This is a genomic window from Microcella sp., assembly GCF_040286215.1.
In the GTDB taxonomy this organism is placed as follows: domain Bacteria; phylum Actinomycetota; class Actinomycetes; order Actinomycetales; family Microbacteriaceae; genus Microcella.
Genome location: NZ_JAVKCK010000021.1, coordinates 135,589 through 154,275, shown reverse-complemented (window position 1 = coordinate 154,275; position 18,687 = coordinate 135,589). Strand labels below are relative to the sequence as shown.

At 69.5% G+C, this 18,687-nt stretch carries 22 protein-coding genes and 1 tRNA gene; 5 read left to right on the top strand and 18 right to left on the bottom strand.

Annotated features, from left to right (window positions below; translation table 11 throughout):
- Nucleotides 1–40 precede the first annotated feature (40 nt).
- Genes RJQ01_RS10695 through RJQ01_RS10670 form a run of 6 tightly spaced genes read right to left on the bottom strand, consistent with a single transcriptional unit; the run spans nucleotide 41 to nucleotide 5,138 of the window.
- Entirely contained in the window at nucleotides 41–907 is an 867-nt protein-coding gene (locus tag RJQ01_RS10695; protein ID WP_350476708.1) for a prenyltransferase, read from the bottom strand.
- Nucleotides 904–1,251, bottom strand: coding sequence for a lycopene cyclase domain-containing protein (locus RJQ01_RS10690; protein ID WP_350476707.1), 348 nt, complete (start codon nucleotides 1,249–1,251; stop codon nucleotides 904–906). The genes RJQ01_RS10695 and RJQ01_RS10690 overlap by 4 nt, the downstream gene beginning before the upstream one ends.
- A complete protein-coding gene (locus RJQ01_RS10685) occupies nucleotides 1,248–1,595 on the bottom strand; it encodes a lycopene cyclase domain-containing protein (protein ID WP_350476825.1) in 348 nt (115 codons plus the stop codon). Before RJQ01_RS10685 ends, RJQ01_RS10690 begins: the two co-directional genes overlap by 4 nt.
- Nucleotides 1,595–3,175 (bottom strand): phytoene desaturase family protein, encoded by a 1,581-nt coding sequence (gene crtI / locus RJQ01_RS10680; RefSeq protein ID WP_350476706.1) that lies wholly within the window; start codon nucleotides 3,173–3,175, stop codon nucleotides 1,595–1,597. Before crtI ends, RJQ01_RS10685 begins: the two co-directional genes overlap by 1 nt.
- Entirely contained in the window at nucleotides 3,172–4,071 is a 900-nt protein-coding gene (locus RJQ01_RS10675; RefSeq protein ID WP_350476705.1) for a phytoene/squalene synthase family protein, read from the bottom strand. Before RJQ01_RS10675 ends, crtI begins: the two co-directional genes overlap by 4 nt.
- On the bottom strand, nucleotides 4,068–5,138 hold the full coding sequence (locus tag RJQ01_RS10670; protein ID WP_350476704.1) for a polyprenyl synthetase family protein: 1,071 nt from the start codon (nucleotides 5,136–5,138) through the stop codon (nucleotides 4,068–4,070). Before RJQ01_RS10670 ends, RJQ01_RS10675 begins: the two co-directional genes overlap by 4 nt.
- A 21-nt stretch (nucleotides 5,139–5,159) precedes the next feature.
- Here RJQ01_RS10670 and idi point away from each other — a divergent pair, with 21 nt between their 5' ends.
- Nucleotides 5,160–5,711, top strand: coding sequence for an isopentenyl-diphosphate Delta-isomerase (idi, locus tag RJQ01_RS10665; protein ID WP_350476703.1), 552 nt, complete (start codon nucleotides 5,160–5,162; stop codon nucleotides 5,709–5,711).
- Here idi and RJQ01_RS10660 read toward each other — a convergent pair.
- A complete protein-coding gene (locus tag RJQ01_RS10660; RefSeq protein WP_350476702.1) occupies nucleotides 5,681–7,777 on the bottom strand; it encodes an ATP-binding protein in 2,097 nt (698 codons plus the stop codon). The two genes, idi and RJQ01_RS10660, sit on opposite strands and share 31 nt — an antisense overlap.
- Before the next feature lie 85 nt (nucleotides 7,778–7,862).
- On the opposite strand from RJQ01_RS10660, the gene RJQ01_RS10655 reads away from it, so the two are divergent.
- Entirely contained in the window at nucleotides 7,863–8,237 is a 375-nt protein-coding gene (locus tag RJQ01_RS10655; protein ID WP_350476701.1) for a response regulator transcription factor, read from the top strand.
- Between the two features lie 36 nt (nucleotides 8,238–8,273).
- On the opposite strand, the gene dcd is transcribed toward RJQ01_RS10655, so the two are convergent.
- Nucleotides 8,274–8,861: a dCTP deaminase gene (dcd, locus tag RJQ01_RS10650; RefSeq protein WP_350476700.1), complete on the bottom strand. Its 588-nt coding sequence runs from the start codon at nucleotides 8,859–8,861 to the stop codon at nucleotides 8,274–8,276.
- Between the two features lie 120 nt (nucleotides 8,862–8,981).
- Between dcd and RJQ01_RS10645 the strand changes: the two genes are divergently transcribed.
- Nucleotides 8,982–9,055, top strand: a tRNA-Gly gene (locus RJQ01_RS10645).
- Between the two features lie 182 nt (nucleotides 9,056–9,237).
- Nucleotides 9,238–9,660 carry a hypothetical protein gene (locus tag RJQ01_RS10640; RefSeq protein ID WP_350476699.1) on the top strand — a complete coding sequence of 141 codons (423 nt, stop codon included), beginning with the start codon at nucleotides 9,238–9,240 and terminating at the stop codon, nucleotides 9,658–9,660.
- A 32-nt stretch (nucleotides 9,661–9,692) separates the two neighbouring features.
- Here RJQ01_RS10640 and RJQ01_RS10635 read toward each other — a convergent pair whose 3' ends face one another.
- Nucleotides 9,693–11,042, bottom strand: a complete 1,350-nt coding sequence (locus tag RJQ01_RS10635; RefSeq protein ID WP_350476698.1) for an ATP-dependent DNA helicase — start codon at nucleotides 11,040–11,042, stop codon at nucleotides 9,693–9,695.
- A 71-nt stretch (nucleotides 11,043–11,113) separates the two neighbouring features.
- Here RJQ01_RS10635 and RJQ01_RS10630 point away from each other — a divergent pair, with 71 nt between their 5' ends.
- Entirely contained in the window at nucleotides 11,114–12,064 is a 951-nt protein-coding gene (locus RJQ01_RS10630) for a hypothetical protein (RefSeq protein WP_350476697.1), read from the top strand.
- Between the two features lie 44 nt (nucleotides 12,065–12,108).
- Here RJQ01_RS10630 and RJQ01_RS10625 read toward each other — a convergent pair whose 3' ends face one another.
- The 9 genes from RJQ01_RS10625 to RJQ01_RS10585 all read right to left on the bottom strand — a co-directional run bounded on the left by RJQ01_RS10625 (nucleotide 12,109) and on the right by RJQ01_RS10585 (nucleotide 18,683).
- A complete protein-coding gene (locus tag RJQ01_RS10625; RefSeq protein WP_350476696.1) occupies nucleotides 12,109–14,160 on the bottom strand; it encodes a bifunctional copper resistance protein CopD/cytochrome c oxidase assembly protein in 2,052 nt (683 codons plus the stop codon).
- Between the two features lie 177 nt (nucleotides 14,161–14,337).
- A complete protein-coding gene (locus tag RJQ01_RS10620) occupies nucleotides 14,338–14,610 on the bottom strand; it encodes an HU family DNA-binding protein (RefSeq protein ID WP_350476695.1) in 273 nt (90 codons plus the stop codon).
- Between the two features lie 72 nt (nucleotides 14,611–14,682).
- Nucleotides 14,683–14,988, bottom strand: a complete 306-nt coding sequence (gene rpsN / locus RJQ01_RS10615; protein WP_350476694.1) for a 30S ribosomal protein S14 — start codon at nucleotides 14,986–14,988, stop codon at nucleotides 14,683–14,685.
- A gap of 2 nt (nucleotides 14,989–14,990) precedes the next feature.
- Nucleotides 14,991–15,158 (bottom strand): 50S ribosomal protein L33, encoded by a 168-nt coding sequence (gene rpmG, locus RJQ01_RS10610; RefSeq protein ID WP_055857761.1) that lies wholly within the window; start codon nucleotides 15,156–15,158, stop codon nucleotides 14,991–14,993.
- Nucleotides 15,158–15,394: a 50S ribosomal protein L28 gene (rpmB, locus tag RJQ01_RS10605; RefSeq protein ID WP_152583284.1), complete on the bottom strand. Its 237-nt coding sequence runs from the start codon at nucleotides 15,392–15,394 to the stop codon at nucleotides 15,158–15,160. Before rpmB ends, rpmG begins: the two co-directional genes overlap by 1 nt.
- 211 nt (nucleotides 15,395–15,605) lie before the next feature.
- Nucleotides 15,606–16,001, bottom strand: coding sequence for a Fur family transcriptional regulator (locus RJQ01_RS10600; protein ID WP_350476693.1), 396 nt, complete (start codon nucleotides 15,999–16,001; stop codon nucleotides 15,606–15,608).
- Nucleotides 15,998–16,849 carry a metal ABC transporter permease gene (locus RJQ01_RS10595; RefSeq protein ID WP_350476692.1) on the bottom strand — a complete coding sequence of 284 codons (852 nt, stop codon included), beginning with the start codon at nucleotides 16,847–16,849 and terminating at the stop codon, nucleotides 15,998–16,000. The genes RJQ01_RS10600 and RJQ01_RS10595 overlap by 4 nt, the downstream gene beginning before the upstream one ends.
- Nucleotides 16,846–17,715, bottom strand: coding sequence for a metal ABC transporter ATP-binding protein (locus tag RJQ01_RS10590; protein WP_350476691.1), 870 nt, complete (start codon nucleotides 17,713–17,715; stop codon nucleotides 16,846–16,848). The genes RJQ01_RS10595 and RJQ01_RS10590 overlap by 4 nt, the downstream gene beginning before the upstream one ends.
- Nucleotides 17,664–18,683, bottom strand: a complete 1,020-nt coding sequence (locus tag RJQ01_RS10585) for a metal ABC transporter solute-binding protein, Zn/Mn family (protein ID WP_350476690.1) — start codon at nucleotides 18,681–18,683, stop codon at nucleotides 17,664–17,666. Before RJQ01_RS10585 ends, RJQ01_RS10590 begins: the two co-directional genes overlap by 52 nt.
- Nucleotides 18,684–18,687 lie beyond the last annotated feature (4 nt).

Sequence of the window (18,687 nt, the reverse complement as noted above, 5' to 3'; positions counted from 1 at the left end):
AGAGTAGGCGCTCGCCCGCGCTCGATCCTCCGAACCGGGTCTACGAGGTCGTGAGCGTCCAGCCGATCATCAGCATCGTGACGATCGCGCCCGCAATGAAGTTGAGCAGCAGGAACCGCCGCCACCCCCGGTTCGCGTCCTCCGCGGTCTCGTCGGTCACCCGCCACCACTGCGCGGTGCTGACGACGTAGGGCACGGCCGCAAGAGCCGCGAGCGGGCCGGGCCACTCGGTGCCGAGCAGCAGCAGGCCCGAGGCGAGATACGCCACGACCGCGAGCCGCGTCGTCGCGCGAGCGCCGATGACGGTCGCGATCGAGGAGAGCCCGCCCTCGCGATCGGCGAGCACATCCTGAACCGCACCGAACGCGTGGCTCGCGATGCCCCACAGGAAGAAAGAGGCGAGGATGAACCACAGCGCGGGCGTGAAGGCGGCATCCGCGAGTACGAGACCGTACACCGCGGGGCTCACGAAGTGGGTGCTCGAGGTGAGCGAATCCAGGAAAGGCTTCTCCTTGAAGCGCAGACCCTTCATCGAGTAGGCGACGACGGCGAACACGCTCACCGCGAGCACCAGCCACGACAGCGGGTCGCCGACGATCACGAGGTACACGAGGAACGGCAGGTTGGTCACGAGGGCCGCCACGAGCGTCGTGCGATGAATGCTCGGGTCGAGCAGCGCACCCTCCACGCCTCCCTTGCGGGGGTTGCGAAGGTCGCTCTCGTAGTCGAAGACGTCGTTGATGCCGTACATCGCCAGGTTGTACGGGACGAGGAAGTAGAGGGTGCCCACGATGAGCGTGAGGTCGATGTCGCGCGCGGTGAGCAGGTACGCGGCAGCGAAGGGGAACGCGGTGTTGATCCAGCTGAGCGGGCGAGAACTGAGCGTCAGTTGAGCGAGTGTGCTCACGAGGGCTCTCCTGAGCCCTGCGCGGCTTGCACGCCGGTGGTCGTCGCACCTCCGCGACGCGGTAGCAGCTCCCACACTGCCGGCAGCAGCACGAGCGCGGCCAGCGTGTAGGCGAAGTCCTCGATGGGGGCCAGACCGATGCGCACGCCGCTGATGAGCGAGTCGTCGTAGGCGACGAGTCCCGTGCCGATGATGACGTTGTCGAACACGGCGGTGAGCGTGAGCATGAGGACGGCGGCGAGGCCGACAGCGCGCCAGTCAGGCGCACGCCTGGCCAGGATCGCGGCGACGGCGATGACGACCACCAGGCCGAGAAACACCGTGTTGAGGAGCGCGTACGTCATGTGCGCACCCCCGGTGCGCGGGGGCGGCGCCAGCGCCCGGCGAGCAGATCCTTCGCGGCCGTGTAGGCGTTCATCGTGTTGTAGCTCAGCAGGGTCAGGAAGAAGACCTCCTCGAGCGGTAGCTCGGGGCCCACGAGCATCCCCGTCATGAAGTCCGTCTGCCCTCGGAAGAAGATGCCGAGAGCGATGCCTGCGACATCCCAGATGAGGAAGAACACCACCCCGAGCGGCAGCACGAGGGCCGCGCGCTGCCAGTCGCGCCAGAAGAAGAGGCGGAACCGTCGGTCGAGGAGCACCATGCCGGTGAGGGCGATGGCGAGCGCGCCGAGGTAGGCGAAGCCGATCACGCCGCCGACGGCTCCTCGGCCCGCGGGCCGGTCGATTCGAGAGGCTCGGGCAGCGGCCCGGTGGAGGTGTCGCCGCGCAGGCGCTTGACGATGAGCTCGGCGCTGATCAGGCACATCGGAAGCCCGATGCCGGGCATCGTCGACCCACCCGCGAAGTACAGACCGCGCACCTTCTTCGACACGTTGCCGGCGCGGAAGAAGGCGCTCTGCGTGAGGATGTGCGCCGGCCCGAGCGCGGTACCGCGCCACGCACCCAGGTCTTCGTGAAAGTTGCCGGGGCCGTAAGTGCGGCGCACGACGATGCGGTCGGCGAGATCGGGGATGTGCGCCCACGCGGCGATCTGCTCGATGATGCGGTCGGCGTAGGCCTCGAGGGGCGTGTCGCCGTCGCCGTCGACGTCGCCGCGCCCGAAGGAGAGGTCGGCCGGCGCCGGCACGAGCACGAAGACGTTCTCGTGGCCCTCCGGTGCGACGGAGGGGTCGATGCCGCTCGGCTTGCAGATGTATAGGGAGGCCGGGTCGGGCAGGCTCGGCGTCGGCCCGAAGATGGCCTCGAAGTTCTCGCGCCAGTCGGCCGTGAAGAGCAGCGTGTGGTGCTCGAGCTGGGGCAGCTCGCCCTTCACGCCCAAGTAGAGCAGCAGGGCGCTGGGCCCCGCCGTCGCCTTGTCCCAGTACGACTGCGGGTAGGTCTGCAGCTCCTCGGGCAGGAGCGTCGTCTCGGTGTGGTGCAGGTCGGCCGCCGAGACGACGATGTCGGCCTCGATCACCTCTCCGCCCTCGAGCTCGACCCCGCGCGCGTGCTTCGTGTCACTGTCGACGAGGATGCGCGTCACCGGCGAGGCGGTGCGGATCGTGACGCCCTGGTCGCGCGTGACCGCCGCGATGCGGTCGATGAGGCGGGTGAAGCCGCCCATGGGATACAGCACGCCGTCGGCCAGGTCGAGGTGGCTCATGAGGTGGTACATGCTCGGCGTAAGGAACGGCGACGAGCCGAGGAAGACCGCCGGATACCCCAGAATCTGCCGCAGGCGGAGGTCGCCGAAGCGCCGGGCGACGTAGGCGTCGAGGTTCTGCAGCAGCATGCGGACGAGCTTCGCGCTGCGCTTGAGCACATCGCGCGTGAGCAGCGGGCCGAAGGAGGCGAAGCTCGTGTAGAGGAACGACTTCTTCGCCATCTCGTAGGTGTCCCGCGCCGACTCCAGGTACGTCTCGAGCGCCCGCCCCGCGCCCGGTTCGATCGACTCGAACAGCGCGATGTTCTCCTCGCGCGACGCGGCGACGTCCACGGCGCCCTCGAACCCCTGCGTGATGACGCGGTAGCCGGGGTCGAGCTGGATGAGCTCGAGCTGCTGGGCTGACGACGTGCCGCACAGGCGGAAGAAGTGGTCGAACACTTCGGGCATGAGGTACCAGCTGGGTCCGGTGTCGAAGCGGAACCCGTCGACCTCCCAGGAGCCCGCGCGACCGCCGAGGGCCTCACGCTTCTCCACGAGCGTCACCTCGTGCCCGTCCCGCGCGAGCAGGGCGGCGGTCGAGAGGCCCGCGATGCCTCCTCCGATCACGACTGCGCGGCTCACGCGGTCACCTCCGCGGGCACCGCGGAGCGGCGCGGCTGCGGGATGCGCCCCGCGAGCACGGCGACAGCGATGCGCGCCTTCACGGGGTCGGGCACACGCACGCGCGCCTGCACCAGCTGCGCGGCGGGCGTCGTGCGCAGCCGGCGGGAGAGCTCGAAGAAGAGCCCTTGCGCGAGCGCGACCGCCTTGCGGCTGCCGGCCGGCAGCTCGGGGATCACGGCGGCGGAGACGCTCAGGTCGTGGTCGATGTCGTCGAGCAAGCGGTGCTTCTCCTCTTCGGTGAACGAGTCCACCCTGATGCCGGGAAAGTAGCTGCGGCCGAGCGTCTCGAAGTCTGCGGCGAGATCGCGGAGGAAGTTGACCTTCTGGAACGCCGCGCCGAGGGCGCGCGCGCCGCGCACCATCCGGTCATTCTGCGCCTCGTCGGTGGGCGCATCCTGAAGGAACGCCCGCAAGCACATGAGGCCGACCACCTCGGCCGACCCGTAGACATAGGTGTCGAAGCTCGCGTCGTCGTGCTCGGTGTCGGTGAGATCCATGCGCATGGAGTGGAAGAAGGGGCGGGTCAACTCGGTGCCGAAGCCGACCTCTCGGGCCGTGCGCGCGAAAGCGTGCACGATGAGGTTGGCGCTGTAGCCGTGCTCCATCGCCTGGTCGGTGTCCGCCTCGAGCTCGTCGAGGTACCGCCCCGCAGCGGCCGAGTCAAGGCCGGCCTCCGTCACGCCACCATCGACGATCTCATCGGCGATGCGCACCAGTGCGTACACGTTCTCCACGTGTTGGCGCACGCGCGGCGCCAGCAGGCGGGAGGCGAGCCCGAACGAGGTCGAGTAGCGACGGATGACGACCGCGGCCGTCTCCTCGGCGACGCGGTCGTACAGGGTGAGGCGGCTCATCGCATCCTCTCCAGCACTGTGGCCGCCACGGGGTGCAGCTCCTCCCGCAGAGACTGCGGCATGTGGGGCTCGGCGAGCAGGTCGAGGGCGCGCTGCGCGCACCCGCGCACGAGATCGTCGGCGAACGTGCGGGCCCCGCACTCTTCGAGCATGCCGCGGGCCCTCTGAGCCTCCTCCTCGGTGAGGTCGTGCTTGCCGATGAGGTGCCGCAGCTCCTCCCACTGCGGTGTTCCGCACGCGAACGCGATGAGCACCGTGCGCTTGCCCTCGCGCAGGTCGCCGATGGTCGTCTTGCCGGTGAACGACTCCTCGCCGAACACCCCGAGCACGTCGTCGACGATCTGGTACGCGATGCCGATCTCACGGCCGAACCCGCCGAGGGTCGCCACGATCTGTTCGCTCGCCCCGGCGAGGATCGCACCCGCCTGCAACGGCGCCTCGAAAGAGTAGACGGCCGTCTTGAGGCGCTCCATCTGCAGAATGTCGTCGACGACAGGAGTGTGCGGGTCGATCGAGAAGTCGACGTCGATCAGCTCCCCCGCTGCGCTCGCGAACATCGCTTCGTCGAGCACCTCCAACAGGCGGTCGCGCATCTCCGCGGCCACGCCGCTGCGCTCCATGAGGCGGTAGCTGTTGAAGAGGGCGAGGTCGCCGGCGATGACCGCGGCCGACACCCCTCGGTGCTCGGCGATCTCGACGCTCGCGCCCCGGTCGACGGCGTGGTCGCGGTACGTGCCCGAGATGTTCGGGATGCCCCGCCGCACGAAGTCTCGATCGATCACGTCGTCGTGCACGATGAGCGCGGTGTGCAGCAGCTCGAAGGAGGCGCCCACGTACGCGGCCGCCTCGAGATCGGTGCCGCCGAGGCCGCTGTAGGCGGCCATGACCATGCGGGGGCGAAACCTCTTGCCGCCCTGGGTGTTGCGCTCGAGCAGGCCCCACAGGTGCTGGTAATGGTCTCCGAGGGGCTCGGCGCGCTTCTTGGATAGGCTGAAGAAGCGCTCCAGCACAGCGTCGACCACAGCGCCTCGCTCCTCTGCGACGGTGACCGGGTCGTTCCTCTTCACCCGAGCAGACTACAGCCGCACATGACCGATCTTCCTGAAACCGTCGTGCTCGTCGCCGACGACGGCACTCCTATCGGCACGGCGCCGAAAGCGACCGTCCACACGACGCAGACGCCCCTGCACCTCGCCTTCTCGTGCCACGTGTTCGATGAGCGCGGCCGGGTGCTGGTCACACGCCGAGCTCTCGTCAAGAAGACCTGGCCGGGAGTGTGGACGAATGCCTTCTGCGGCCACCCGGCACCCGAGGAGGCGCTCGAGGAGGCGCTCGTGCGCCGCGCCGAGCGCGAGCTCGGTCTTGAGCTGAGCGACGTGCGCCTGAGCCTTCCCGACTTCCGCTATCGAGCCGTGGACGCCTCGGGCATTGTCGAGAACGAGATCTGCCCCGTGTTCACGGCGCGCGCGATGGGCGACCCCTCGCCCGCCGCGGACGAGGTCGCCGAATGGGCGTGGGTGGAGCCTCAGCAGCTGGGCGCCGCCGTCACGGCGACACCCTTCGCGTTCAGCCCGTGGCTGGGCTGGCAGCTCGCCGCCTGGCAGGGTGCCTACTCGGCGCCCTCCCGAGCATCGGCCTGAGCATCCGCGCCCGGCGCTGACGGCGTCGACGTCTCCGTCGCCACGAGCACCGGTGCCGTTACGGGCTTCAAGGGCGCCGCCTCCCGCGGAATGCGCAGGATGACGGTCGTGCCGCTCTCGCCGTCCGACTCGATTTCGATCGAGCCGCCGATGCGGGCCTCCACGAGACCCTTCACGATCGGGAGCCCGAGACCCGTACCGGGCACCTCGCGGTGACGCTCGGTCTGCACGCGGTAGAAGCGATCCCAGACGTGTGGCAGGTCGGCTGCCGGGATGCCCGGCCCGTGGTCGACCACGCGCACCACCACCGGTCCGGCACCATGATCGTCGACCGTGATCGCCACCGTTCCACCAGCAGCGCTGAACTTGACCGCATTGGAGAGCACGTTCGCGAACACGCGCGCAAGATCCTGCACCACGCCCACGACGATGGCGGGATGCTCGGGCGCGGTGACCTCGACACGCACTTCGCGCTCGGGGCTGAGCCCCGAGGCATCCTCGGCGCACTGCCGCACGAGCAGGCCGAGATCGATCGGCCCGGCAGTGCGGGGCTCTGCTCCTACTGCACTCAGCTTGCTCAGCTCGAGCACGTCCTGAATGACGTCGGCGAGGCGACGGGCATTGCGCGAAATGATGCGGGTCGCCTGCTGATCCTGCTCGCTGAGGCGAGACTCCTCGAGCTGCTCGGCGAAGCCGAGAATGCTCGTCACCGGTGTGCGCAACTCGTGGCTCACCGAGGCGATGAAGTCGTCCTTCTGCTCGTTGAGGCGGCGCAGATCATCGGCGACGCGGAGCGCCAACTGCTCGCGAGCGTTTCGCGCGGTCACGTCGGTGAAGACGAGGGTGGCGACGGGGCGACCCCCGGCCTGAGCATGGAACGCGATGTCGACGTCGAAGCGACGACCGTCGCGCTCGATGTCCGCGCGGCCCGGTCGCCGAGCGCGAATAGCGTCGTCGAGTTCCCTGACGCCGAAGACGACGCGATCGCGCTGCATCCAGATGCCGGCGGTGCCCCATGATGACGGCATCTCCGTGTGCCCGATCGCTTCGAGCGCTGTGGCGTTGACGCCGACCACGCGCAGGCGCTCACCGTCCAGCATTTCGGCCACGAGAATGCCGGTGTCGGAGCTGATGATGCCGCCGCGGAGGAGCGCTTCACGTGCGTCGAGCTGCGTGACGACGTTCGCCCACTCGTTGCGCGCCGCCGAAATGTACAGAGCGCCGATCGCGTAGACGAGGAGAAACACCTGGATGAGCGCGACGGTCGTCCGCTGGCCGTCGTCGGCGAAGACGGCGAACGGGCCGCCGCCCGCCGCGGTGAGAATGGTGGTCGCGGCTGCCGTGGCGATGAGCTCCACCGCGACGACGGCGGTCGGAAACCGGAAAGCCGCCCACAGGAGGGCGATGAAGGGAAGGAACGCAAGCGGGAGCACATTGCCGGGCCAGAAGGTGTAACCCACCATGACGCAGACGGCGGAGACCTGCAGCACGGCTTCGACCGGGTGTACCCGACGGGTGAGGCGCGAGCTCACGAGCGCGAGAGGCATCACGATCAGGAGCGCGGAGGCGTGCGAGCTGAACAGGCTGAGTGCGGTCGAGAGGAAGTCCGAACCGAGAAGCGCCCACGCAGTGCCGCCCGCGAGAACGCCGATCCCGAAGGCGCCGACGGTGGCGGCGATGAGAAGCCGCGTGACGTCGCGCAAGCCGTCGAGCCGAGCGACGGGGCTCCCCCGCGTCAGTATCCAGGCAACCAGCCACGCCTCGGCCGCGTTCGCCAGACCGAAGAGCACTGCGACGAGCAGTTCCCGACCGCCGATCGCGTTGCCGGCCGCCGTGACCGCAGCGATCGCCAGGGCCGCGGTGACGCGAGGGCCCCGCGACGCGAGCACGGCGACCGCGCTGACACCCGCCGCGGGCCACCATGCGGCGATCGCGGCATCCATGGGGCTGACGAGCACCGAGGCGGCGCTCACCGCACCCGCCAGAAGCACGAGGGCCGCAATGCCGAGCCGTCGCGCCGTGGTGCCGGCGTAGAAGAGTTGCCCGACGAGACCTCCCTGTCCCACTCGCGCGCCTCCCTCTGCGATGGCCCCACCGGTGCAAAGCGTTACATGAGAGGATACGGAAATACGCGCCGAGGGGAGGGCTGACGTGTCAACGATTCTCATTGTGGAAGATGAGCCCGACGTGCTCCTCCTACTCGAGAACCGTGTACGGGGGGCCGGCCACCACGTGCTGAGCGCCATCGACGGCGAGCAGGGTCTTGAGCTCGCGGCGACGCAGAAGCCCGATCTGATCATCCTCGACTGGATGATGCCCAGGCGCGACGGCATCGAGGTGTGCGAAGAACTGCGGAGGAACGACCCCGACCGTCGACTCAAGGTGCTCATGCTGACCGCGCGCTCGCAGCGCAGCGACGTCGAGCGGGCGCTCGAGGCCGGTGCTGACGACTACATCGTCAAGCCGTTCAGCTCGCGCGAGCTCATCGAGCGCATCGGCGCGCTGCTCGCCTCGACCAGCGACTGACCGTCGGCACAACTCCGCCGCGCGAACGGCTCGCGCCTAGCTCGACGGCTCGATCTCGGTGCGGTGAAAGTTCTGGAACGAGCGCGACGCCGTTGGGCCGCGCTGCCCCTGGTAGCGATTGAGGTATGCGCCCGTGCCGTACGGGTTCTCGGCCGGCGAGCTGAGGCGAAAGAAGCACAGCTGCCCGATCTTCATGCCCGGCCACAGCTTGATCGGCAGCGTGGCGACGTTGCTGAGCTCAAGCGTCACGTGACCACTGAATCCCGGGTCGATGAACCCCGCCGTGGAGTGGGTGAGCAGGCCCAGGCGGCCCAGCGAGCTCTTGCCCTCGAGGCGCGCGGCAACGTCGTCCGGCAGCGTCACGAGCTCGTAGGTTGAGCCGAGCACGAACTCTCCCGGGTGCAGGATGAACGGCTCCCCGGGCTTCGCCTCCACGAGGCGCGTCAACTCCGGCTGCTCTTCGGCCGGATCGATGAACGGGTACTTGTGATTGTCGAAGAGTCGGAACATCCCGTCGATGCGCACGTCGACGCTGGATGGCTGCACCATCGAGACGTCGAGCGGGTCGAGACCAATGCGCCCGGAGTCCAGTTCGGCGCGGATGTCGCGGTCGCTCAGCAGCATGAGGTCAGCCTAGCGAGGGATTGCTACACTGCTCACGCGACCTGGTGCCCGAGACGGGCACCAGCGCTGGCGTCGCGGCGAAGGCCAGAAATGGCCTTCGCTCCAAGCTCCAGCGCGCGCGGGGATGTAGTTCAATGGCAGAACTTCAGCTTCCCAAGCTGATAGCGCGGGTTCGATTCCCGTCATCCCCTCCACCCGCCGACGGACAACCCGGCAGAACGCCCGACGCGCAAACGCTCACCGCGTCCGCGGGGTTCGATTCCCGTCATCCCCTCCGACTCTGCTTCTTTCCGGGCCGCCATCTCTGCGGCGATGCACCCAGCGGGCAAACCGTTTCTGAGGGGGTACCGAATGAGGGGTGTCAGGGGAGGTCACCGTGTCCAGCAGCACCGCACGCATCGTCGCCGGTGTGCTGGCCGCGCCAGCGCTGCTGTGGGGAGTCGCGCTGGCGGTGATCGTGACGGCGGACCTGCCGCCGCTCGGGGGAGCGGCCGCAGGTCTGCCGATCACGAGCGTCGCACTCATGTCGCTATCGGGAGCGATCGTTGCGGCCTTCGTGGCGAGGCGGGGGCGGGAGCATCGGGGGGATGCTCCGCCCCGGCCCTTCGCCGCCGCGACCATAGCGGCGAGCGCCGTGGTCGTCGCCTCGGCTCTCGCCTTCGCTCTCGGACCGATCGTGACGCCATCTCCGGCCCTCGCTGAACCCGCCATCGAGATTGTCGAGACCGAGGACGCGGAAGACACCGGCCCCCGCATCGTGTTCGGCGACCACAGCGATCACGCGGGCCACGCGCCGTAGCGTCGCTGCCCGTCGCGGCGACGCCCGCGGAACTATCCGGCCGAGCCGGCCACCGCCCGGCCGATGAGGGGTTCGACGTCGGCCATGAAGCGGCGCACGTTGTCGTCCACGATGATGTCGCTCGGTCGGAGCGGACGCGTGAGGTGCAAGCCCTCGAGCGAGCGGATGCGACTGAGCGCGACGTAGGTCTGTCCCGGCGCGAAGGCGCGAGGGCCGAGGTCGACGATCGCCTGATCGTAGGTGGAGCCCTGCGACTTGTGGATCGTTACTGCCCACGCGAGGCGCAGGGGAAACTGGGTGAACTCGGCGATGACGTCCTTGCTCACCGACTTCTTCGCCGCCGAGTAGGTGTACTTGTACTTCTCCCACGTCGCCGGCAGCACCTCGTGACTCTCGCCATCGACCTCGACGCGTACCGTGCGCCCGATGCTCTCGACGGTGCCGAGGGTGCCGTTGACCCAGCGCGGCGATCCGTCGCCGCTCGTGTCGTTGCGCAGGAACATCACCTGCGCGCCGACCTTGAGCTCGAGCTGCTCGTCGGCGGGGTAGCCGCCAGCGCCGCCGAACTCACCGAGAATCTCGGCCCGGGCAGTCTTGGGGTCTCCGGGCAGCCGACGCAGGGCATCCCGGTTGATGCGCGTCACCGTCGCGTTGGTCGTCGCGAGCGTCAGCACGCCCTCCTCGGGTGCAGGGCGGGAGCCCGCCTCGTTCAGGGCCCGGCCGATCTCCGGCGTGACGGTGCCGTGGCGCACGGCCGTGAGCATCGCGCGGAAGTCGGCGTCCTGCTGGCGGTGGATCGTCTGCAGCTCGACGATGCGCAGGTCGGTGTACTGCCACACGGCAGCGTCGAAGAACCACATCGACCGGTAGTGGTCGGCGTAGTACGCGCGCTCGCCCTCGTCACGGCCGGGCACGGGCGCCAGCTGATACGGGTCACCGAAGAGCACGACCTGGGCCCCGCCGAACGGCTCGTGGCGGCGGGCGCGCGACTGCCGCAGGCGGCGATCGATCGCGTCCATGAGGTCGGCGCTCACCATCGAGACCTCGTCGATCACGACGGTGTCGACGCTCGCGAGCAGACGACGCAACTCGGGCGGGTCGTCGAGATCGTGGTCGGCGATGAGGCCGATCGGCAGCCGGAAGAGCGAGTGGATCGTCTGCCCGCCCACGTTCAGCGCGGCCACGCCTGTCGGGGCACACACGATCGCCGTGCGGTCGGTCGTCGTCAGATAGGTCTCGAGCAGGGTCGACTTGCCGGTGCCCGCCCGCCCGGTGAGGAAGACGTGCTCGCGGGTGGATTCGATGAGGTCGAGCACAGCGGATTGCTCAGCACTGAGCGGAGTGCCGTCGGGAGCGCGCCGCGCATCGCCGGGTGCCGCCATGACGCTCCTGCCGCAGATCGGAAGCCTCCACTGTAACCGGCGAGCTGCACCACGAACCGTAGGCTGGGCGCATGAGGCGGGCACCCCTGGTGTGGGGAGGAGCAGCGGCAGCACTGGCCGGACTGGGTGCCGGCGTGCTCGCCATCCTCATCAGCACCGCGACCACGCCCGAGGCTCATGCCGAGCGCTACCTGCAGGCGCTCGCGGCCGACGACCTCGTGACCGCCTCCCGTCTGGCCGGTCTCCCCGAGGGCACTCCGACGCCGCTCGGCGATGCAGGCGAACCCTCCGTGCTCGCCGTGCTCGGGCGCATCGACCGAGGTGACGGCCGGGTCGCCATCATCGCCGAGTACGGCGGCCTCGCGGATGCGGCCACCGTCATCCTCACCCTCGCCCCCGCCGAGCCGCTGCTCGGCGTCATCCCCCAGTGGAGCTTCGAGACGCCTCCCGTGCGCAGCCTCGAGGTCGGCGTCGATCAGCACGACGAGTTCGTGGTGAACGACGTGCGGCTCGCTTCTGCCGCCGCGGGGGAGACCGCGCGCCTCACCGGATTCGTGCCAGCACGGCTCGATATCGGAGTCGCCGATCCGTTCGTCGATGCTGCGCCGCGCAGCCTCCGCCTCACCGCGTCTGCACCACGCCTCGTCGTTCTGGAGGCGGAGCCCACCGCGCGGCTCGAGCGCGGCGTGCTGCAGGAGGTCACGGCGTTCCTCCTGGGCTGCGTCGAGCAGGAGGTTCTGCAGCCGACCGGCTGCCCCTTCGGCCGCAGCATCGATGATCGCGTGCTGGGGCTGCCCGAGTGGCAGCTCGTCCGCGAGCCGGTCATCACGCTGTCCGCATCGTCGACACCCGGAACGTGGGAGATGCGCGCTCTCGCCGAGGTGGGTCTGCGCGTGACCGTGCAACGACTGTTCGACGGCCGTATCTCCGATGTCGACACGACGCTCACCGCCACGGTCACCGGTGAGGTCGTCATGCGGGACGGCACGCCGCGGCTGACGATCGCCCCACCAGCGGGCTAGGGAGCGGCGCCGTCAGGTGGCCACGAGGCCGGTCGCTTGCGCCGTCACGAGCCGGCGCGGTCGGCCCGCTGAGCGAGCATGTCGTTGTAGGCATGCAGCTCGGCATCGCCGTCGCGCTCCGCCTGCCGATCGCGCCGTTTCGACTCTCGGCTGTCGGAGCGGCTCCAGGAGAGCATCACCAGGAGCGCGAGTGCGAGTGTGGGAATCTCGCCGACGCTCCAGGCGATGCCGCCCCCGGTCTGCTGGTCGGCGAGCGGCGCCTGACCCCACTCGCGCCCCATCGCTCCGTACCACTCGGGCAGCAGCAGACCGGTACCGGTGAGCAGGAAGAGGCCGAAGAAGGCGTGGAACGCCATGGTCGCCATGAGGATGAGAAGTCGGATCGGGTACGCCGGCCGATAGGGGGCAGGGTCGATGCCGATGAGCGCGTTGACGAAGAGGAATCCGCTCAGCAGAAAGTGGAGGATCATCCACTGGTGCCCGACGTGGTCGGTGACGGCCCAGGAGAACACGGGCGAGTAGTAGAACACGAGGAGGGAGACGGCGAAGACGACGGCCGCGACGAGGGGGTGCCCGACGAGGCCTGCGAAGCGCGAGTGCACGATCGCGAGAATCCACTCTCGCGGGCCGCGCGAGCCATCGGTGCGCGCGTGGATCGCGCGCGCCGCGAGGGTCACGGGAGCGGCGAGCACGAGCAGCACGGGTATCGCCATGCTCAGGAGCATGTGACCGAGCATGTGGATGCTGAACAGGTAGGGCTCGTACACGGCGAAGCCGCCGCTTGTGACCGCGAACAGCATCGCCATGCCGGCGACCCACAGGATGGTGCGGTGCACGGGCCAGCGGTCGCCGCGACGCTGCAGGCGCCGCGCGCCGGCGAGGTAGAAGAAGGCACCGAACACGGCGAGGAGCGCCCACAGCAGATTGAGGTCCCACTCCGTCGCGAGGCGCCAGGGCTCGAAGGGCGGCGGCAGCGGAGATCCCGTGAGCAGCTCGGCGGGGGTCGGGTCGGCGAGCTCCTCGGCGGGCACCTCCTCCACGGGGGGCGCGGTGCGTGCGAGCGCGGTGGCGATGCCGGAGGCCGCGCCCATGACGACGAGCTCGGCCACCACGATCGCCCACAGGGATGCTCGGGGCCGGGCCGCGCGTTGCACGCGGGCGATGAGCACGCGCCGGTAGACGGCCCCGAACGCCCCGAGCACGACGAGGGAGACGACCTTCGCCATGAGGAGCGCGCCGTAGGGGGTCGCGAGGCCCTCCAGGGCCCCCACGCGGATCTGCGCACTCACGAGCCCGGAGACAGCGACGACGATGAAGGCGATGAGCGCGAGAGTCGAGTATCGCGCGAGCACGGCGCCGAGTCGATCGCCGAGGGCGCGGCGGGCGAGCACGAGTGTGAGCAGGCCCCCCACCCAGACGGCCGCGAAGACGCTGTGCAGGTACACGGCGGTGACCGCCGCATCGTGATCCGCCGTGCCGCCCGCATGCCCCGTCTGCGCGACGGGCCACAGGGCGGCCACGGCGAGGACGAGCACGCCGGCGAGGAGCGCGGGGGAGCGCACGGCGAAGCACAGCACCGTGACGACGGCCGCCATGAGCGCGGTCGCGAGCCACGCCTGCCCGAGCTCGCGCTCGGTGAAGAAGGAGGCGAGCAGTTGGCCGAAGCGGTCGTCGAGCGTGATCGGCTCGAGAAAGACGCTGAGGAAGATGAAGAAACCGGTCGCGACGGCGCCGAGCGCCCACAGAGCAGCCCCTGCAGCCGCCACGTCGAGCGCGCGGTCGTAGGCGGGCGTATCGCGGGTGAGGGCGAGCAGCGAGAGCAGGAGGGCGCCGATCGCGGCGGAGGCGCCGAGGGTGGTCGCGAGCTTGGCGATCGGCAGCCCGTAGCGCACGACCGGTCCGGGGTCGAGCACGAGCGGAGCCTCGGCAGCGCCGCCGACGACGAGGGAGACCAGAAGAGCGAGGAGCCCGGTCAGGCCGAGAGCGGCGACACCGAGCGCTCCCCAGGGCAGTCCCTCGCTGGCGACGGCGTCGACATCGGGGGCACGACGCGGCGCACCGCGCGGGGTGCGGGTCGCGGTGGGCGACGAGGTCATGCGGGCGGCCTTCCTACTCTCCTCGAGGCTAGACGACGCCGCTGAAGAAGAGTCGAGCCGGGCATCCCCCTTGCCGTCTGCAGGGCCCCGTGGCGGGCGCGGCGCTCATCGGGCCACGGAAAAGGCGGCCCCGCGCGATGCGCGGAGCCGCCTGATCGTCAGGTACGGTGGTGAACCCTACTTGGCAGCGGCCTTGAGCTTGCTGCCGGCGCTGACCTTCACGCCGTACGACGCGGCGATCTGGATCGACTCGCCCGTCTGCGGGTTGCGGCCCTGGCGCGCCGAGCGGTGCGTGCGCTCGAACGCAATCCACCCGGGGATCGAGACCTTGGTGCCACTGGCGACGGCGCCGGAGACGACCGAGAACAGGGCGTCGACGGCGCGGTTGACGTCAGCCTGGCTCAGGCCGGACTCAGCGGCCACTGCGGCGACGAGCTCGGAACGGTTCATGGTGTCCTCCTCGGACCTCAGGTGTGCTGTAGACGGCTCGTCAGCAACGGGTGCTGTCGAGCCGCCTTGACGCTACCAGCTTGACTTCGTGATTCCGGGCAACTCACCACGGTGAGCCATATCCCGGAAGCGGACGCGCGAGATGCCGTACTTGGTGAGGACACCGCGCGGGCGGCCGTCGATCGCGTCGCGTGAGCGGACGCGCACGGGAGACGCGTTGCGCGGGAGCTTCTGCAGACCCTTGCGCGCGGCCTCGCGGGACTCGTCGGTGCCGTTCGGGTCAACGAGGGCCTTCTTCAGCTCGAGTCGCTTCGCGGCGTAGCGCTCCACGATGATCTTGCGCTGCTCGTTGCGCGCGATTTTGCTCTTCTTCGCCATGTCTAGCGCTCCTCGCGGAATTCGACGTGCTTGCGGATGACCGGGTCGTACTTCTTGAGCACGAGGCGGTCGGGGTCGTTGCGACGGTTCTTGCGGGTCACGTAGGTGTACCCGGTGCCGGCGGTCGACCGAAGCTTGATGATGGGACGGACGTCCTGCTGCTTGGCCACTAGATCTTCTCCCCGCGGGCGATGAGGTCTTTCACGACGGACTCGATGCCGCGCGCGTCGATCACCTTGATGCCCTTCGCCGACAGGGTCAGCGTGACATTGCGGCGCAGCGACGGCACGAAGTACGTCTTCTTCTGGATGTTCGGGTCGAACCGGCGCTTGGTGCGGCGGTGCGAGTGCGAGATGTTGTGTCCGAAACCGGGTACGGCTCCGGTCACCTGGCAGACGGCTGCCATGGCTCCTCTTTTCTTGTTCGGCTACCGTGCGGCGAACGCCGCACCCAAGGTCACTTGTCGGCACGCAGATCTGAACCGGTTCCGGTCGTGTAGCGGGAGACCGGGGAACAGTGCGCACAAGGACGAGCGGATGTCCGCTCGGCACAATCGCCTAGTTTACGGCCTGCACGCCCAGAGTCGCAATTCCGAGCCACGACGTCGCGGGGTGCGGCTACTTCCGCCGCGCATCCGCCGTGCACTGCGGGCAGAGTCCGAACACGTCGACGACATGCTCGGCGGCGGTGAAGCCGTGCTCGGTCGCCACTCCGCGCGCCCACGACTCGACCGCGGCGGCCTCGATCTCGACAGTCATGCCGCAGCGTCGGCAGATGAGGTGGTGGTGGTGGCTGCCGGGGGTGCACGCGCGATAAAGGGCTTCGCCCTCCTGCTGCAGCGCGTCTGCTTCGCCCTCCTCGGTGAGGTCGGTGAGGGCCCGGTAGACGGTGGCGAGGCCGATCGTCGAACCGGTCTCTCGTAGCGCGGCGTGGAGGGCCTGCGCGCTCACGAAGTGCTCGCTCTCGGCCAGTGCCGAGCGCACCGCCTCGCGTTGCCAGGTGTTCCGCTTCATCGTGCCACCAGGGTACGCCCCGAGGTGGCCGACAACCGACGGGAGCCGACGATGCGGCACACGACGTAGATCGCAAACGAGATGGTCGTGATGTACGGGCTGATGGGTAGCGAGCCCCCGATCGCGAGCAGGATGCCGCCGACGGCGGACACAAAGCCGAACAGCATGCTGAACACGGGGACGAGCACGGGCGAGCTCGAGACGCGCAGGGCGGCCGCCGCCGGGGTCACGAGCAGGGCGAGCACGAGGAGCGCGCCGATGACCTGCACCGAGACGGCGACAGCGAGCCCGAGCAGCACCATGAAGACGAGGGAGAGCGCTCTACCGGGCACACCGCGCGCGTGCGCGACCTCCGGGTCGAGGCTGTCGAAGGCGAGAGGACGCCACACGAGCAGCAGCACGACGAGCACGAGCAGGCTGATGGTGATCAGCAGCCCGAGCTGCGGCAGATCGACACTGATGATTTGCCCGGTGAGCAGGCCGAACCTGTTGCCGCTGCGCCCCGGATAGAGGGCGAGGAAGAGGATGCCCAGCCCGAGCCCGAAGGGCATGAGCACTCCGATGATCGAGTTGCGGTCGCGTGCGCGCGCCCCCAGGAGTCCGATGAGCGCGGCGGCGAGGAGAGAGCCGACGAGCGAGCCTGCCACCACGTTGATCCCGAGCAGGAGGGCTGCCGCCGCGCCCGCGAAGGAAAGCTCGCTGATGCCGTGCACCGCGAACGCCATGTCCCGCTGCATGACGAAGACCCCGATGAGGCCGCCGACGATGCCGAGGATGGCCGCGGCAATGATGGAGTTCTGCACGAGCGCGAGCAGCTGCACGTACGTCGCCCAGTCGACCATGATCATGCGATCACCTCGTGGTGGTGGTCGCCGTCTGGCACGCCGACCACGATCACGCGACCGCGCGAGCGGATCACCTCGACGCTCGTGCCGTACAGGCCGCTGAGTACGTCGTCGCGAAGCACCTCATCCGGCGTGCCGATCGTGAAACGACCCTGGGCGAGGTACAGGATGCGGTCGACCATGCCAAGCACCGGGTTGACGTCGTGGGTGACGAAGACGACGGCCGTGCCGTGGTGACGCCGGCGGGCGTCGATGAGCTCGCTCACCTCTCGCTGGTGGTGCAGGTCGAGGCTCATGAGCGGCTCGTCGCACAGCAGCAGCGCCGGGTCGTCGGCGAGCGACTGGGCGACCCTCAGCCGCTGCTGCTCACCGCCGGAGAGAGTGCCGAGGGGCCGGTCTGCGTAGGAGTGCGCTCCGACGGCGGTGAGCAGGGCATCCACGTGATCGCGGTCGGCTCGAGTGGCGACCGGCGGCCCCCAGCGGTGACCGTTGACCCCGAGCATGACCAGATCGCGGCCGCGCAGCGGGGTGCCCGGCGGCACGATCTTCTGCTGCGGGATGTACCCGACCTGGCGGGCACCGCGTCGAGCGGGCTGCCCGGCTACGAGCACCTCGCCGGCATCGAGCCGCTGCTGCCCGAGCATCGCCCGCAGCAGGCTCGTCTTGCCCGAGCCGTTGGCACCGAGGACGGCGAGGAACTCGCCGGGGGCGATCTCGAGGTCGAGGCCCGTCCACAGGGCCCGCCCTCCGAAGCCGAGGGCCCCGCCGCGGATGCTGAGAACCGGGGCGGGGCTGGCGGCGCTGTCGGGGTCGGGTGTCACGCGGGTGTCAGCGCCGACTCCACGGCTTCGACGTTCGCGCGCATCCATGACACGTAGTCTTCCCCTTCCGGGAGGGTTTCGACGAACGAGACGACGGGGATGCCCGCCGACTCGGCGGCGTCGCGCACGCGCTGCGTCTCGGGGCTCTCGGTCTGCTCGTTGTAGGCGAGCAGCCGCACCTCGCCGGAGTCGATGAGGTCGAGGGTCTGCTGCAGGGCGAGCGGCGGCACGTCGGCACCCTCCTCGATCGCCTCGGAGAACTCGGCGGGGGTGCGGTCCTCGAAGCCCAGCTCCATGAGCAGGTAGACGGGCACGGGCTCCGTCGCCGCGACCGTGCCGCCACCGAGGGCGCCGGCGAGGGCCTCCATGTCGGCCTCGAGCGCCTCGAGCTCGCTCAGGAAGGTCGAGAGGTTCTGCTCGTAGGCGGTTGCGTTGGCGGCGTCCGCCTCCACGAGTGCCGCGCCGATAGCCTCGGCCAGGTGGCCGACGCTGTGCACGTCGTACCAGACATGCTCGTTGAGGCCCTCGATGTGGCCGTGGTCGTGGTCGTCACCGTGCCCGTGCTCGTCGGCTTTCTCGTCGTCGTGAGCGTGCGCCTCGTCAGCGTGGGTCTCATCGGCGTGCGCCTCGTCGCCGTGGCTCTCGTCGAGGAGGCCGCTCGCCTCGACGGCGGAGATCACGATGGCGGTCGAGCCGGAGCCCTCGACGAGCACGTCGATGAAGGGGTCGTATCCCCCGCCGTTCTCGATGACGATGTCGGCGTTCGCGATCGCCAGCTGGTCCTGGGCGCTCGCCTCGTAGCTGTGCGGGTCGATCGCGGCGCTGTCGATGATGCTCGTCACCGTCGCGAGCTCCCCGGCGAGCGACTGCGCGATGTCGCCGTACACGTTCGTCGAGGCGACGACGGAGAGCCCCGCCGGCGCGCTGACCGGGGCGGGAGCCGCGCACGCGGTGAGGGCGGCACCTGCCGCGGCAGCGAGGAGCAGAGCGGGAAGACGTCTCGAAGCAGGAGGCATGTCT